This is a genomic window from Sedimentitalea xiamensis (assembly GCF_030164465.1).
Taxonomy (GTDB): Bacteria; Pseudomonadota; Alphaproteobacteria; order Rhodobacterales; family Rhodobacteraceae; genus Sedimentitalea; species Sedimentitalea xiamensis.
In genome coordinates, this window is sequence record NZ_JASNJE010000005.1 from 180,715 (window position 1) to 192,935 (window position 12,221).

General features: G+C 65.7%; 21 protein-coding genes. 20 read left to right on the forward strand and 1 reads right to left on the reverse strand.

Annotated elements, in window-relative coordinates:
* Position 1: 1 nt before the first annotated feature.
* Genes QO034_RS06425 through QO034_RS06435 form a run of 3 tightly spaced genes read left to right on the forward strand, consistent with a single transcriptional unit; the run spans position 2 to position 1,309 of the window.
* Positions 2–457 (forward strand): gp16 family protein, encoded by a 456-nt coding sequence (locus QO034_RS06425; protein ID WP_284484676.1) that lies wholly within the window; start codon positions 2–4, stop codon positions 455–457.
* Positions 454–714, forward strand: a complete 261-nt coding sequence (locus tag QO034_RS06430) for a hypothetical protein (RefSeq protein WP_284484677.1) — start codon at positions 454–456, stop codon at positions 712–714. The genes QO034_RS06425 and QO034_RS06430 overlap by 4 nt, the downstream gene beginning before the upstream one ends.
* Entirely contained in the window at positions 707–1,309 is a 603-nt protein-coding gene (locus tag QO034_RS06435; protein WP_284484678.1) for an MT-A70 family methyltransferase, read from the forward strand. Before QO034_RS06430 ends, QO034_RS06435 begins: the two co-directional genes overlap by 8 nt.
* A gap of 7 nt (positions 1,310–1,316) precedes the next feature.
* Here the strand turns inward: QO034_RS06435 and QO034_RS06440 are convergent, their stop codons facing one another.
* Positions 1,317–1,622, reverse strand: coding sequence for a hypothetical protein (locus QO034_RS06440; protein ID WP_284484679.1), 306 nt, complete (start codon positions 1,620–1,622; stop codon positions 1,317–1,319).
* A 100-nt stretch (positions 1,623–1,722) separates the two neighbouring features.
* On the opposite strand from QO034_RS06440, the gene QO034_RS06445 reads away from it, so the two are divergent.
* The 17 genes from QO034_RS06445 (at position 1,723) to QO034_RS06525 (ending at position 12,154) form a co-directional block, all read left to right on the forward strand.
* Entirely contained in the window at positions 1,723–2,109 is a 387-nt protein-coding gene (locus tag QO034_RS06445; protein ID WP_284484680.1) for a helix-turn-helix domain-containing protein, read from the forward strand.
* A gap of 85 nt (positions 2,110–2,194) precedes the next feature.
* Positions 2,195–3,064 carry an N-acetylmuramoyl-L-alanine amidase gene (locus QO034_RS06450; protein WP_284484681.1) on the forward strand — a complete coding sequence of 290 codons (870 nt, stop codon included), beginning with the start codon at positions 2,195–2,197 and terminating at the stop codon, positions 3,062–3,064.
* On the forward strand, positions 3,061–3,591 hold the full coding sequence (locus QO034_RS06455; protein WP_284484682.1) for a hypothetical protein: 531 nt from the start codon (positions 3,061–3,063) through the stop codon (positions 3,589–3,591). Before QO034_RS06450 ends, QO034_RS06455 begins: the two co-directional genes overlap by 4 nt.
* The gene (locus tag QO034_RS06460; protein ID WP_284484683.1) at positions 3,588–3,920 is read left to right on the forward strand and encodes a hypothetical protein; all 333 of its coding nucleotides are present in this window, start codon (positions 3,588–3,590) and stop codon (positions 3,918–3,920) included. Before QO034_RS06455 ends, QO034_RS06460 begins: the two co-directional genes overlap by 4 nt.
* Positions 3,917–4,255, forward strand: a complete 339-nt coding sequence (locus QO034_RS06465) for a DUF2730 family protein (protein WP_284484684.1) — start codon at positions 3,917–3,919, stop codon at positions 4,253–4,255. Before QO034_RS06460 ends, QO034_RS06465 begins: the two co-directional genes overlap by 4 nt.
* Positions 4,252–4,551: a VpaChn25_0724 family phage protein gene (locus tag QO034_RS06470; protein ID WP_284484685.1), complete on the forward strand. Its 300-nt coding sequence runs from the start codon at positions 4,252–4,254 to the stop codon at positions 4,549–4,551. Before QO034_RS06465 ends, QO034_RS06470 begins: the two co-directional genes overlap by 4 nt.
* A gap of 3 nt (positions 4,552–4,554) precedes the next feature.
* Positions 4,555–5,109, forward strand: a complete 555-nt coding sequence (locus QO034_RS06475) for a phage protein Gp27 family protein (RefSeq protein WP_284484686.1) — start codon at positions 4,555–4,557, stop codon at positions 5,107–5,109.
* Positions 5,106–5,402 carry a DUF6527 family protein gene (locus QO034_RS06480; RefSeq protein WP_284484687.1) on the forward strand — a complete coding sequence of 99 codons (297 nt, stop codon included), beginning with the start codon at positions 5,106–5,108 and terminating at the stop codon, positions 5,400–5,402. Before QO034_RS06475 ends, QO034_RS06480 begins: the two co-directional genes overlap by 4 nt.
* Positions 5,403–5,568: 166 nt before the next feature.
* Entirely contained in the window at positions 5,569–5,841 is a 273-nt protein-coding gene (locus QO034_RS06485) for a hypothetical protein (protein ID WP_284484688.1), read from the forward strand.
* Positions 5,841–6,029, forward strand: a complete 189-nt coding sequence (locus tag QO034_RS06490) for a hypothetical protein (protein ID WP_284484689.1) — start codon at positions 5,841–5,843, stop codon at positions 6,027–6,029. Before QO034_RS06485 ends, QO034_RS06490 begins: the two co-directional genes overlap by 1 nt.
* A gap of 226 nt (positions 6,030–6,255) precedes the next feature.
* Positions 6,256–7,950, forward strand: coding sequence for a hypothetical protein (locus QO034_RS06495; protein ID WP_284484690.1), 1,695 nt, complete (start codon positions 6,256–6,258; stop codon positions 7,948–7,950).
* Complete coding sequence (locus tag QO034_RS06500) at positions 7,950–8,162, forward strand: hypothetical protein (RefSeq protein ID WP_284484691.1); 213 nt, start codon at positions 7,950–7,952, stop codon at positions 8,160–8,162. Before QO034_RS06495 ends, QO034_RS06500 begins: the two co-directional genes overlap by 1 nt.
* 80 nt (positions 8,163–8,242) lie before the next feature.
* Positions 8,243–8,431, forward strand: coding sequence for an Acb2/Tad1 domain-containing protein (locus QO034_RS06505; RefSeq protein WP_284484692.1), 189 nt, complete (start codon positions 8,243–8,245; stop codon positions 8,429–8,431).
* 14 nt (positions 8,432–8,445) lie between these two features.
* Complete coding sequence (locus QO034_RS06510; RefSeq protein WP_284484693.1) at positions 8,446–10,092, forward strand: DUF935 domain-containing protein; 1,647 nt, start codon at positions 8,446–8,448, stop codon at positions 10,090–10,092.
* A complete protein-coding gene (locus QO034_RS06515; RefSeq protein ID WP_284484694.1) occupies positions 10,085–10,945 on the forward strand; it encodes a phage head morphogenesis protein in 861 nt (286 codons plus the stop codon). The genes QO034_RS06510 and QO034_RS06515 overlap by 8 nt, the downstream gene beginning before the upstream one ends.
* Complete coding sequence (locus QO034_RS06520; RefSeq protein ID WP_284484695.1) at positions 10,942–11,478, forward strand: phage virion morphogenesis protein; 537 nt, start codon at positions 10,942–10,944, stop codon at positions 11,476–11,478. The genes QO034_RS06515 and QO034_RS06520 overlap by 4 nt, the downstream gene beginning before the upstream one ends.
* Before the next feature lie 67 nt (positions 11,479–11,545).
* A complete protein-coding gene (locus QO034_RS06525) occupies positions 11,546–12,154 on the forward strand; it encodes a hypothetical protein (protein ID WP_284484696.1) in 609 nt (202 codons plus the stop codon).
* Positions 12,155–12,221 lie beyond the last annotated feature (67 nt).

Sequence of the window (12,221 nt, forward strand, 5' to 3'; positions counted from 1 at the left end):
GATGACCCGCCAGACGCAACGTCTCATTCATGTCGGCTGCCGGGCGCTGGCGATGGATCAGGAGGATCGGCGCGCGCTGCAGCTGGCGGTGACCGGCAAGGAGAGCATGTCGGACATGTCCGAGGCCGAGCTGAAGGCCGTCCTGAACCGGCTGAAGGAGAACGGTTTCAAGCCCGAATTGAAGGGCCGCAAAGGCCATGTCAGCGCCCCGCGCGCGGATCTGCGATTGGTGCATGTGCTCTGGCGCAAGCTGGGCGACGCGGGGGAGCTGGAGCGGCCCGGCCGGGGCGGGCTCAACGCCTTCATCCGCAGCCGGTTCGAGAAGAACTGGGGCACCGTCCCCGCCGATATCGACATGCTGCGCGAGCACGAGAAGATCGACCAGGTCATCCAGGCGTTGAAGGCCTGGGGCGAGCGGGCCGGGATCGACTTCGACTGGGAGGACCACCGCAGATGAAAAAGCCCATCGCCCAGGTCACCGATCACGCCGTTCTGCGCTATCTGGAGCGCGTCAAGGGCATGGACATCGAGGCGGTGCGCCGCGAGATCGGCCGGGCGGTGGACCTGCATCTGGACCATCCCGGCGCCTGCGGCGTGGTGGTTGCCGGATTTTCCTACAAGATCGCCGGCGGCGTCGTCACCACGGTGATCGCCCAGAACCGCCCGCTGCACGGGATCGGCTGCCGCCGGCCGGGGGGTGAGCGCGATGAGTGACTGGCCCTTCGATACCCTGACCCCGATGAAGTACGGCGCGATTCTGGCGGATCCGCCCTGGGCCTATGCCATGCGCTCGGAAAAGGGATACGAGAAGTCGCCCGAGGCGCATTATGCCACGATGTCGATCGAGGATATCGCGGCGCTGCCGGTCGGCAATCTGGCCGGACCGGATTGCTACCTGTTCCTGTGGTCGACCTGGCCGCACCTGGCGGACGCGATGTATGTCATGGACATGTGGGGATTTGCCTACGTGACGGGTGGTTCCTGGATCAAGCGCACGAAGAACTGGAATTTGAGCTTCGGAACCGGGTACGTCCAGCGGTCGGCCTGCGAACCCTATCTGATCGGCAAGATCGGCCGCCCCCAACAGGCATCCCGCGCCGAACGCAACGTGCTGGACTGTCCGGACAAGATCGAGGCGCTGATCCGTGAGCATTCCCGCAAACCGCCCCAGATGCGCGAGATGATCGATCGGCTGCTGCCGCGCGCACATTTCTGCGAAATATTCGCCCGCGAACCGTGGGAGGGCCACGACGTCTGGGGCAACCAGACCGACAGGTTCGGACGGCCGGGGGGTGAGCGCGATGAGTGAGCTGATCCTATTGGGTGACGTTGATGGCGTTCGCGATGGCAGCGCTCATGGCTCTCGCGACCGTGAGATCGGGATTCTCGTTACACTTCTTGGAATACTCGATCATGATGGACGTTTCGGAGAGACCGATGGCGGAGATACCCGCCATATATCCGGTGTAGAAAGTCTGCGCCATCCCGGTGAAAAGAGCGGGCTCGCCAAAAAAGGTCTTGAGTGCACCGCATCCCGTGTTCAGCAGGTTCTGCTGCGTGATCTCGGCATGCGCGGTGGCGGCTGCGAGCGTGAATGCTCCGGTGATCAAAATGAACTTCATACCAATTACTCCTTTGACCTCAGTATAGCCGAAATGGCCTCTGCTGACAATTTGACAGATCCGGCGACACCCGGCCTCCTGTCAACGGGAGGGCCGCATCATGCCTGACTTGACCCCCACCACGAAACCCACCGCGCAGGTGGCGCCCTATGTCGATGTCCTCGGGCAGGATCTGACGGTCGCGTTCCTGCTGGAGTTCGGCGGCGCAGAGATCTACCTCGCCGTGTCGCCCAAGTCGCGCAGCCGGGTGGCGCAGCTGGTCGGGCGCGAAAAGGCCGAGGCGCTGGCGCGGGTTTCGGACCGCCTGCAGCGTAGGGTTCCGCTGGCAAACCAGTGGATCGCGGGTGTCCTGAAATCAAAGGGCTTGTCACACGCCGAGATCGCCCGCAGAATGCGCACGACGGACGTGACCGTGCGCAAATGGCTCAGCCAGCCCGGCACCGACACTGCCGCCGGTCCGGACCCCGACCAGCTCTCCCTGTTCTGACCGAAACGCCCCCGCAAGTGGTTGCGGGTGTTTTTGCCCCCGCGTTCGCGGCGATGCTGTCCCGGAAAACTGTCGGGTGACAAACATGGCTATCGAAAACGGGCTGGTGGCGGGGATGCCGTTTCAGGCGGCGCGCTGGATCGGCGGGGAAATCACGCCTCAAATCGTCATCCTGCACGACACCGCCTCGGGGCTGACGCCGGATTCGGCCGCGCGCTATTTGCGCGACAACGACCGCGGGGTGTCGGTGCATTTCGTGATCGAGCACGACGGCAGCGTCGTTCAGCAGGTGCCGGTCAATCGCCGCGCCAATCACGCGGGCAGGTCCAGCTATCACGGCCGGGAGAACTGCAACGACTTCTCGATCGGGATCGAGATCGTCAACCCGGGCCGGATGATGCCCTACAACGACGCCAAGGCGCAGACCTGGTATGGCGAAGTGTTCGCCATCTCCATGCGCGGCATTCAGGAGGTCGCGACACCCGAGCACGGCCACGGGCTGTGGATGCCCTACACCGGGGCGCAGATCGACACGGTCATCGACCTGCTTCAGGCGCTGTTCAACGGGGTGCAGACACTGCGCGACATCACCACGCACTGGTACGTGTCGCCCGGGCGCAAAACCGATCCCAACCCGCTGTTCCCGCTCGAGCAGGTCCGCTCGATCATCTTTGGCCGCGAGGATCCGCGCGACGTCGAAGCGAACGCGTCAGTCGTGGCGGGTCGGGACGATCACGTCCGGATCACGACGCCGGGCGACAGCCTGAACCTGCGCCGCTGGCCCAGCTTCAATCCCAACGTCATCGCCGCCATCCCGCACGACACCATCGTGCCAGTCCTGCGGCGTGGTGAATTCGCTGGCCACGAATGGCTTTGCGTCCGCTACGGCGGGCACGAGGGCTGGATCGTGAGCAGGCATGCGGTGCCGGTCTTTCGAAAGGAGCATTCGAGATGAAAAGCAAGCGCAAATTCATCGATATCGTCGCCACGGTCGCGCCGACGCTGGCCACCGCCCTGGGCGGGCCATTGGCCGGTGTCGCCACGCGCGCGATCGCCGATCAGCTGCTTGGCAAGCCGGATGCAAGCCCGGACGAGATCGAGGCGGCCATCGCCGGGGCGACCGGCGCCGACCTCGTCAGGCTGAAGGAGATCGAGGCGAAGTTTGCCGCCGAGATGAAGGAGGCCGGCGTCGAACTGGAACGGGTTGCGGCCATGGACCGCGACAGCGCCCGCGCGCGGCAGGTCCAGATGCGGGACTGGACGCCGACCCTGCTGGGGCTGACGATCATCGTCGGCTTCTTTGGCGTGCTGGCGTGGATCTTCCATTCCGGGCTGCCCGAACGGGGTGGCGAGGTGCTGCTGATCATGGTCGGGGCGCTCGGCACGATGACCACACAGGTCAACAACTATTTTTTCGGCAGCACGAAAAAGTCGGGAGAAAAGACCGAGATCATCGCCAGCCTGAAGGGAGGACGGACATGAGCCGGTTCTGGGTGAAGGTGGGCGCGGGTGTCCTGATGGCCCTGATCGGGCTTCTGCTTCTGGGCGTGGTCGAAGCATCGGCGCAGGGCGCGGAAAACTGCGCCCCGCGCGCCGTCGTCGTGGAGCAGCTGGCGGAGGTCTATGGCGAGACCCGGCAGAGCATCGGCCTGGCCCAGGACGGCGTGATCGTCGAGATCTTCGCCTCGTCCGAGACCGGCAGCTGGACGATCGCCGCGACCACGGCTGGCGGCGTGACCTGTCTTATCGCGGTGGGGCAGTCGTTCGAGCGGTTCAGCGAGGCGCTGCCGCCGGCGGGGGACCCGCTGTGAACCTGACCTTCGACTGGACCGTGACGATGCCGCTGCTGTTCTCGGTGGCGGCGCTGTTCATCGCGTGGTTCCGCACCCGCCGGCAGGATGTCGACGAGCGGTTCCGCGCCGGGACCAAGCGGATGGATCAGCACGATCTGGACATCCAGCGGCTGCAACACGCCGTCGACGCCATGCCGGCCAAGGACGAGGTCCACCGGCTCGAAATGCTGCTGGTCGAGATGGGCGGCGACATGAAGGCGATGCGCGTCAACATGAAATCCGTCGCCGACAGCCAGAGCCGGCTCGAAAACATCGTGGGCCGCCACGAGGACCACCTGAGAGGTACGCCATGAGCGATTACAACGCCCTTGTCAGCGAGCATGCCCGCATCGCGATCCTGCGAGTTCTCGAAGATGCGCCGCGCTATACCTCGAACGTCTCGATTCTGGCGAGCGCCCTGCCCCGGCTCGGCATCAGCCACACCCGCGACCAGGTCGTGACCGAGATCACCTGGATGAAGGAACAGGGCCTGGTCGAGACCGAGACCAGCGGCGATTTCATGATCGTCACGGCCACCACGCGTGGGGTCGAGGTGGCGCAGGGCATCGTGAAGCACCCCGGCATCCAGCGCCCCCGCGCGGGGAGCTGAGCCATGCCGCCCCCCAAGAAGCTGGACCTGATTCCCGTGGAGCTGCGCCAGCGGCTGGCCGCCACACTGCAGGAGCGCGGGTTCGCCGACATCCTTGAAGTGACAGAGGAGCTGAACTTCTGGCTCGAGGAGCAGGGGCTGGAGATCCGCATCGGCAAGACCTCGGTCGGCGAGTTCTCAAAGCTGCTGAAGGATCAGCGCGACGCCTTCGCCATGGCCGAGACGCTGCTGGCGGACATGGACATCGAGGCCGAGAGCAACATGCACAAGGTGCTGATGCAGATGATCGCCACGGCCGCGTTCCAGATGATGCAGACGGTCAGCGAGAATGACGGGCAGTTCGATCCCAAGGGGCTCGCCGCCCTGTCGCGCATGCTGAAGGACCTGATGCAGTCCGCGGGCATCCGCGAGAAGCTGCGCAAGGAGGAGCGCGAGCGCGTGGCGCAGGAGGCGCGGGAAAGCGCCGCAACCGACATCGAGGCGAAGAGCAAGCAGCTGGGCCTGACGCGCGAGACGGTCGAAGGCATCAAGGCGGCCATCCTGGGGGTGTCGGCATGATCCGCGCGATCCGGTACTCCGATATCGATACCTTCCGTGCCGACAGGACAGCGGGCAGCTACCTGCTGCGCCGGACAACACCCGAGGGCGCGCCGGCCGGCATGGCGTTCTTCTGCCCCTGCGGCTGCGGCAACGAGAGCTGGATGGCGTTTGAGGGTTCCGGCTCGCCCGGATCGAAATGGGCTTTCAATGGCAATCTGGACAATCCGACGCTGCATCCTTCGGTGCACAACACCGGCATGCCCTGCCGCTGGCACGGCTGGCTGCGCGACGGCTATTGGGAGGCGTGCTGATGCTCCGACGAGTTCCGCCCTTGTCGGCTCTCTTCGCTGCGTTTGGTGGCTTCCCGTCGGTGCGTGTGAAGCCGGTGACACAAGAACGCCGACCCAGTGGCAAGAAACGAAACAAGGTCAAGGCGGCCAGAAAGCAGCGCCGCCGGACCCGGAAGGGAAAAGCGTGATGGCCTCCCCCGCCGAGATCGCCAACGACATGGCCGCGCAGGCGGTGTTCTGGCAGAAGCGCGACAAGAACATCCACCGCGCCTGCGACGACGCGGCGCGGATGATCCGGGCGTTCATGGCCGAAGAACGCGTCGACGGGCGCGCCTATCACGGGCTGCACAGGCGCCTGTTCGACCTGTCGGTCAGCCGGCGCTGGGCGCATTACGGCATCAACGACCATCTCGACCGCGCCCTGCGGACGATCCAGATCCTGAACCGGGAGGCGCGCTGATGCCTTGGCGGTGGAGCGAACCGGGTCCGAAAAGCCGCGCCGGGCGCGGGTTCGGCACGAAGGTCGCGGCGCAGGACAGCGCGATCTATACCGCCTTCGGCAAGCTGCCGGACGACGCAGCGCAGCGCGATCGGCTTTGGGATTCGCTCGCAGGCATCGGGTGGGCGGTGCGGTGGTACCAGGTATGACCCGTTTACGCTGTCTCTGTCCCGGTTGCCGGCGCACGACGGGAAAGCCCTTCGCCGAGTGGATCTGTTCCACGCATTGGAGCGCTGTTCCCAAGACGCTGCGCAAGCGTCTGTTCAGATGCCGCCGAAAGGCCAAGCGAGATCCTCGTTGGCTGCACCTCGAGAACAGGCTGTGGGAGCGCTGCAAGAAAGCGGCGTTCGAAGAAGCCTTGATGGGAGTCGCGCTGTGACCGAGGCCGCCCTCAGCGAGGCCGAATGGGACGCGCTGCGCGCCGAGAGCCGGCAGCAGTTTCCCGACGCCCTGGGCGAGGCCGACAGTCTGCCCGCCGTGCTGCTGCCCTATCAGGCGCAGCTGCTGGCGACGACGGCCAGCCACCAGTTCGTCGTCTGCGAGAAATCCCGCCGGATCGGGATGACCTGGGCGGTGGCGGCGGACGCGGTGCTGACATCCGGCACCCAGCGGCAGGCCGGCGGCATGGACACGCTCTATATCGGGTTCAACCTCGACATGGCGCGGGAGTTCATCGACACGGCGGCGATGTGGGCCAAGGCGTTCATCCCGGCGGCGTCCGGCGTGCAGGAGTTCCTGTTCGTCGATCAGAAGGAGGGCGAGGAAGACCAGCACATCAACGCCTTCCGGATCCGGTTCGCGTCCGGCTTCGAGATCGTCGCGCTGACCTCCAAGCCGCGGAGCCTGCGCGGCCGTCAGGGCTATGTCATTTTCGACGAGGCAGCGTTCCACGACGAGCTTGACGAGATGCTGAAGGCGGCCAACGCGCTCCTGATGTGGGGCGGCAAGGTGCTGGTCATCTCGACGCACGATGGCGATGCCAACGCCTTCAACGTGCTCGTGAAGCAGGTGCAGGCGGGCGAGCGCGGCGACACGGCGTGCGTGGTGCGGGTCACGTTCAACGACGCGGTGGCGGCCGGGCTCTACGAGCGGATCGCCCTGATCCTGGGCGCGCAGGGCCGCGACGTGCCGACGAAGGAGGCGTGGATCGACAGCATCCACAAGGTCTATGGCGACGACGCCGACGAAGAGCTGCACTGTATCCCCAAGGCGGGCACCGGCGCCTGGCTGACCGCCCCCCTGATCGAGGCGCGGATGACGGCCGACGCGCCGGTCCTGCGGCTGGAGCTGCCGGACAACTACCTGCACCTGCCGCGCGACGCGCAGTCCGGTCTGTTGCTGCCCTTCATGGTCGAGTTGGCGGTGCTGCTGGAGACACTCGACCAGAAGCCGCACTACGCGCTCGGCTTCGACTTTGCCCGGGTATCCGACCTCTCCTGCCTGTCGCTGCTGGCGATGGAACAGAACCTGCGCCGGCGCGAGGCGCTGTCGATCGAGATGAGGAACGTGCCGGGCGACGAGCAGAAGGCCATCGTCGGCGACGTGATGGACGCGGTGCGCGAGCGGCTTCTGGGTGCGGCGTTCGACGCCACCGGCATGGGCTGGACCGTGGCCGAGGACATGGGACGCCGGTTCGGCCTGCGCGAGAGCGAGGATGCGCCGGGGATCGTCTGGGCGATCAAGTTCTCCCAGGACTGGTACCGGCTGCACATGCCGCCGCTGAAGACCGCGTTCGAGGATGACATGATCGCCATCGGCCGGGACGCCGATCACCTGACCGACCTGCGCAAGGTCAAGACGATCCGGGGCATTCCCCGCGTGCCAGACCTGCGCGAGGCGGATGCCAAGGGCAAGAAGCGACACGGCGACTATGCCATCGCGCTCGCGCTCGCGCATTTCGCATCCCGGATGCGCTGGGTCGAATACGATTACCGCCCCGTGGGCGATCCGCGCCAGGCGGCGTCCCCGAACGGCGCGGCGGGCGAGACGGCCGAGAAGGCCGACGCGCGCGAGAGCGCCGGCGCCTGGTGGAAACCGCCGCTGGGCGCCGGTCTGCGAGGGGGGATCTGATGAGGGATGACTACCAACTCCGTTCCAAATTTCTGCCGGGTGACAGCGTGATCGTCGGTGGCGACATTCGCGGTCAGGTCGAGCGCGTGATCTTTCCCTACGGATTGGTCCGTCCGCTGATCCTGGTTGAGTGGTGGGATAGCGGTTCGGTCCAGTGCCGGGAGTTCCACGAGGATCAGCTGATGCTGGCGCCTGACGCCCGGGAGACCTGACATGCCGACGAAACAGAATTCATCCCCGCCACCCGAATGGGTGATCCATGCGGTCATCCAAGCTCTCAAGGAGACCTGAAATGCCTGTAGCCGACCCCAAGTACAATCCGAGCGGCGACCGGAAGATCGACAGGATCAAGGCCGCCGCGAACCTGCTGGCCGAAGAGATCGAGAAACTGCCGCCGGGCCGGCGCCGTTCGGTCGCCCTCACCCATCTGGAAACCGCGACGATGTGGGCGGTCACGGCCGCCGTCTGCGGCGACGAGTAGAACAGGAGGCCGCCATGGCCAACCAACCCAGGCTGCTGGATGCGCGCGGCAACCCGATCCGGCGCGCCGAGCTGAAGACGGAGATCGCCGCGCCGACCATCGGCGGGGTGCGCTCGCCGATTTCGGGCTATCCGGGCGACGGGCTGAACCCGATGCGGCTGGCCACCATCCTGCGCGAGGCCGACCAGGGCGACCCGGTGCGCTATCTCGAACTGGCCGAGACGATCGAGGAGCGCGACGCGCATTACCTCGGCGTGCTGGGCACGCGCCGGCGCAGCGTCAGCCAGCTCGACATCACGGTCGAGCCGGGCGATGACAGCGCTGCGGCCGAGCGCCACGCGCAAATGGTGCGCGACTGGCTGAAGCGGGACGAGCTGGCCGACGAGCTCTTCAACGTGCTCGACGCCATCGGCAAGGGATACAGTTTCACCGAGATCATCTGGGACACGTCCGAGGGTCAGTGGATCCCCGCCGAGCTGACCTGGCGCGATCCGCGCTGGTTCCGCTTCGACCGGCGCGATCTCGCCACGCCGCGCCTGATCGAGGAGGGAGGGCAGGAAACCCCCCTGCCCGGCGGCAAGTTCATCTTCGCCCGGATGCAGGCGAAATCCGGCCTGCCGCTGCGCTCCGGCATCGCGCGCACCGCGTTCTGGACCTGGATGTTCAAGGCCTTCACGCAGCGCGACTGGGCCATCTTCACCCAGACCTACGGGCAGCCGCTGCGCGTGGGCAAATACGGCGCCGGCGCCAGCGAGGAGGACAAGGACAAGCTGTTTCGCGCGGTGGCCAATATCGCAGGTGACTGCGCGGCCATCGTGCCCGAGAGCATGATGATCGAGTTCATCGAGACCGGCAATCTCGGGGGGTCGCTCGATCTCTACGAGAGGCGCAGCGACTGGCTGGACAAGCAGACGTCGAAGATGGTGCTGGGGCAGACCGCGACGACGGACGCGGAAACCGGCGGGCTGGGGTCCGGCAAGGAGCACCGCGAGGTGCAGGAGGATATCGAGCGCGCCGACGCCCGGCAGCTGGGCGCGATCCTGACCCGCGATCTCGTGCGGCCGTGGATACAGCTCGAACACGGGGCGCAGCGGGTCTATCCGCGCCTCGTCATCGCCCGGCCGGAGGAAGAGGACCTCGCGGCGTTCAGTTCGGCGCTCGCGCCGCTGATCGGTCACGGGCTGCGGGTCAAGGCCAGCGAGGTGCTGGAGAAGTTCGGGCTGTCCGAGCCGGGTGAAGGCGACGAAATTCTGGGCCAGACCCGGCAAAATCCGCCAGATGGTGCGGATGCGACCGACCCCGGCGCACGAGGATCGATTCTTAAACGGGAACGAGACGAATTTAAACGGCAGGTCGGGAATTCAGGGGGCGATGCCCCCGAAACGGCATTGAACGCCTCAGAGGGCCTCTCAGCGCCTCGCCCGCCGGAGGACATCCTGGCCGATCTGCTGGCCCAGGCGGCCGGCCCGGCGATGGCCGGGATGCTGGCGCGGATCGAGGCGATGGTCCAGAGTGCCGAGTCGCTCGAGGAGCTGGCCGAAATGCTGCGCGCGGGTTTTGCCGATCTGGATCACGGGCCGCTGGCGCAGGTGCTGGGCGAGGCGATGATGGCGGCCCATGCCGGCGGGCGCGCGGCCATCGAGGAGGAGGCCGGTGACTGAACCGCTCGGCGCAACTTTCCGGCGGCCCTTTGCCGAACAGGTCGCCGCGTTCCGGCTGCGCCTGGGCGACCTCGTTCCCACCGTGCGGTGGGATGACATTTCCCGCGCCCAGCACGACCGTGCCTTCATGGTCGCGGGTGCGACCAAGGCCGATCTGCTGGCCGATCTCGCTGCGTCGGTGGACAAGGCGATAGTCGAGGGCACCGGGTTTCAGGCGTTCAAGAAGGATTTTCGCGCCATCGTGGCAAAACACGGCTGGCACGGCTGGACCGGCGAAGGGACCGAGGCGGGCGAGAACTGGCGCATGCGCACGATCTACCGCACCAACATGCGCGTGAGCTACATGGCCGGCCGCCACGCCCAGCTGCGCGAGGGCGGGTTCAGATACTGGGTCTACCGCCATGGCGGGTCGCTTGAGCCGCGCCTGCATCATCTGGCGTGGGACGGGCTGATCCTGGAGTCAGACCACCCGTTCTGGACCAGGCACTATCCGCCGAACGGCTGGGGATGCTCCTGCCGGGTGTTCGGCGCTCGGTCGATGGCAGGGGCGAAGCGGCGCGGCGGCATACCCGGCAAGACCCTGCCCGACGGCTGGGACAGCATCGAGCCGAAGACCGGCACGCCAAAGGGGATCGGCAAGGGCTGGGATTACGCACCCGGCGGCAGTGTCGCCGACGTGGTGGGCGCGCTGGCGCGCAAGGCGAGCTCCCTGTCCGTCCGCACGGGCGATGACATGATCCGGTCGTGGCTGCAGGTGCAGGCATTCCGCGACTGGCTGGATCGCCGGGGCATCGAGCCGACGGTCGAGGCGGTGCGCGCCTTCCTGGCGCGGGAGTTCGGGAGAGCGACATGATCGAGATCGAATTCAACACGGACACCCTGACCCCGGCGCTGCAGCGCGTGGCGGCGGCCCTGGGCGACATGACGCCCGTGATGGCCGATATCGGCGAGCTGCTGCTGGCCAGCACGCAGGACCGGATGCTGCGGGGCGAACAGCCGGACGGGCAGGCCTTTGCACCCAGATCGCCCGTGACGCTGGAACGCTACGCGGCACTCGGGTTCAGTTTCGGCGGGCCGTTGCATCTGACGGGCGAGATGCGCGGCCAGCTGGCCACCGAGTCCGGATCCGATTTCGCGCGGATCGGCAGCAACGCCATCCAGGCGGTGGTCATGCAGTTCGGCGCCAGCCAGGGCGCATTCGGCGCCGCCATCGGGCGGACCCGGCCGACGGACAAGCGGCCAACGAGCCAGGACTACTTCTTTCCGATCCCCTGGGGCGACATCCCTGCCCGCCCGTTCATCGGGATATCCGAACAGGATGAGACCGATATCCTGGCGGAGCTGGAGGAATGGCTCGAAGGTCAGGCGGAGGGTGGAGTCTCGTGATGATGATTTGGCGAACGGATTTTTAACGTTATGCTGCTAATTGGTAATCGAATCTTAGGAGTTGGTCATGACGGGTCTGAACAGCGAAAGCGGAATAACGTTGACGACGACTCAGTTCATCGGCGGAATAACGGCCCTCATCGGCGGATTGGCCATTGCTGCGTGGGCCGTCCTTTCGCTTGTGTTCGGGGGCGTGTCCGACAACATCTCCGATATCAGAACCCAGGTGAGCGAAGTCCGAAACATAACCCGCGATCTTGATGAAAAAGGTGACGGGATCGCAACAGCATTGCGCGGCGAACTTTCGGACCTGAGTGGAGAGGTTTCCGGTCTGCGCAGCGAACTCTCCGTGCTGATCAACGAGCTTAGAGTCACAAATTCGGCGCTTTCAGGTCTGGATCGCACGGTCACGGTACTGCAGAGCACAGTTTCCGGTCTCGATACAAGCATTGTCAGACTGGATGACAGGTTGACATCCTCGGTGTCGAGGCAGCAGGATTTCGAAAGGTACGTCGTCGCGCGGCTTGGTCCGGTCGACACTTCACAACCGTATCTTCTGGGCACTCCCATGCCTTACGAGTGGGGAGAGAACCAGGAGCAGATCATCGAGTTGCTCTACAAGGAAGTTGATCCGCTTGAGACGTGGTACAAGTCTCTGGATTCAAAAAAGCAGTGATCCAAATCGATTAAACGCCGTTTGACGGGTCCATAAATCCCGCTTGAAGCCCGCAAACTCTTGCGGG

Bases quoted from the DNA above. Each gene is read 5' to 3' on its own strand.
- QO034_RS06425 (WP_284484676.1), top strand. From the start codon at position 2: ATGACCCGCCAGACGCAACGTCTCATTCATGTCGGCTGCCGGGCGCTG.
- QO034_RS06430 (WP_284484677.1), top strand. From the start codon at position 454: ATGAAAAAGCCCATCGCCCAGGTCACCGATCACGCCGTTCTGCGCTAT.
- QO034_RS06435 (WP_284484678.1), top strand. From the start codon at position 707: ATGAGTGACTGGCCCTTCGATACCCTGACCCCGATGAAGTACGGCGCG.
- QO034_RS06440 (WP_284484679.1), bottom strand. From the start codon at position 1,622: ATGAAGTTCATTTTGATCACCGGAGCATTCACGCTCGCAGCCGCCACC.
- QO034_RS06445 (WP_284484680.1), top strand. From the start codon at position 1,723: ATGCCTGACTTGACCCCCACCACGAAACCCACCGCGCAGGTGGCGCCC.
- QO034_RS06450 (WP_284484681.1), top strand. From the start codon at position 2,195: ATGGCTATCGAAAACGGGCTGGTGGCGGGGATGCCGTTTCAGGCGGCG.
- QO034_RS06455 (WP_284484682.1), top strand. From the start codon at position 3,061: ATGAAAAGCAAGCGCAAATTCATCGATATCGTCGCCACGGTCGCGCCG.
- QO034_RS06460 (WP_284484683.1), top strand. From the start codon at position 3,588: ATGAGCCGGTTCTGGGTGAAGGTGGGCGCGGGTGTCCTGATGGCCCTG.
- QO034_RS06470 (WP_284484685.1), top strand. From the start codon at position 4,252: ATGAGCGATTACAACGCCCTTGTCAGCGAGCATGCCCGCATCGCGATC.
- QO034_RS06475 (WP_284484686.1), top strand. From the start codon at position 4,555: ATGCCGCCCCCCAAGAAGCTGGACCTGATTCCCGTGGAGCTGCGCCAG.
- QO034_RS06480 (WP_284484687.1), top strand. From the start codon at position 5,106: ATGATCCGCGCGATCCGGTACTCCGATATCGATACCTTCCGTGCCGAC.
- QO034_RS06485 (WP_284484688.1), top strand. From the start codon at position 5,569: ATGGCCTCCCCCGCCGAGATCGCCAACGACATGGCCGCGCAGGCGGTG.
- QO034_RS06490 (WP_284484689.1), top strand. From the start codon at position 5,841: ATGCCTTGGCGGTGGAGCGAACCGGGTCCGAAAAGCCGCGCCGGGCGC.
- QO034_RS06500 (WP_284484691.1), top strand. From the start codon at position 7,950: ATGAGGGATGACTACCAACTCCGTTCCAAATTTCTGCCGGGTGACAGC.
- QO034_RS06505 (WP_284484692.1), top strand. From the start codon at position 8,243: ATGCCTGTAGCCGACCCCAAGTACAATCCGAGCGGCGACCGGAAGATC.
- QO034_RS06510 (WP_284484693.1), top strand. From the start codon at position 8,446: ATGGCCAACCAACCCAGGCTGCTGGATGCGCGCGGCAACCCGATCCGG.
- QO034_RS06520 (WP_284484695.1), top strand. From the start codon at position 10,942: ATGATCGAGATCGAATTCAACACGGACACCCTGACCCCGGCGCTGCAG.
- QO034_RS06525 (WP_284484696.1), top strand. From the start codon at position 11,546: ATGACGGGTCTGAACAGCGAAAGCGGAATAACGTTGACGACGACTCAG.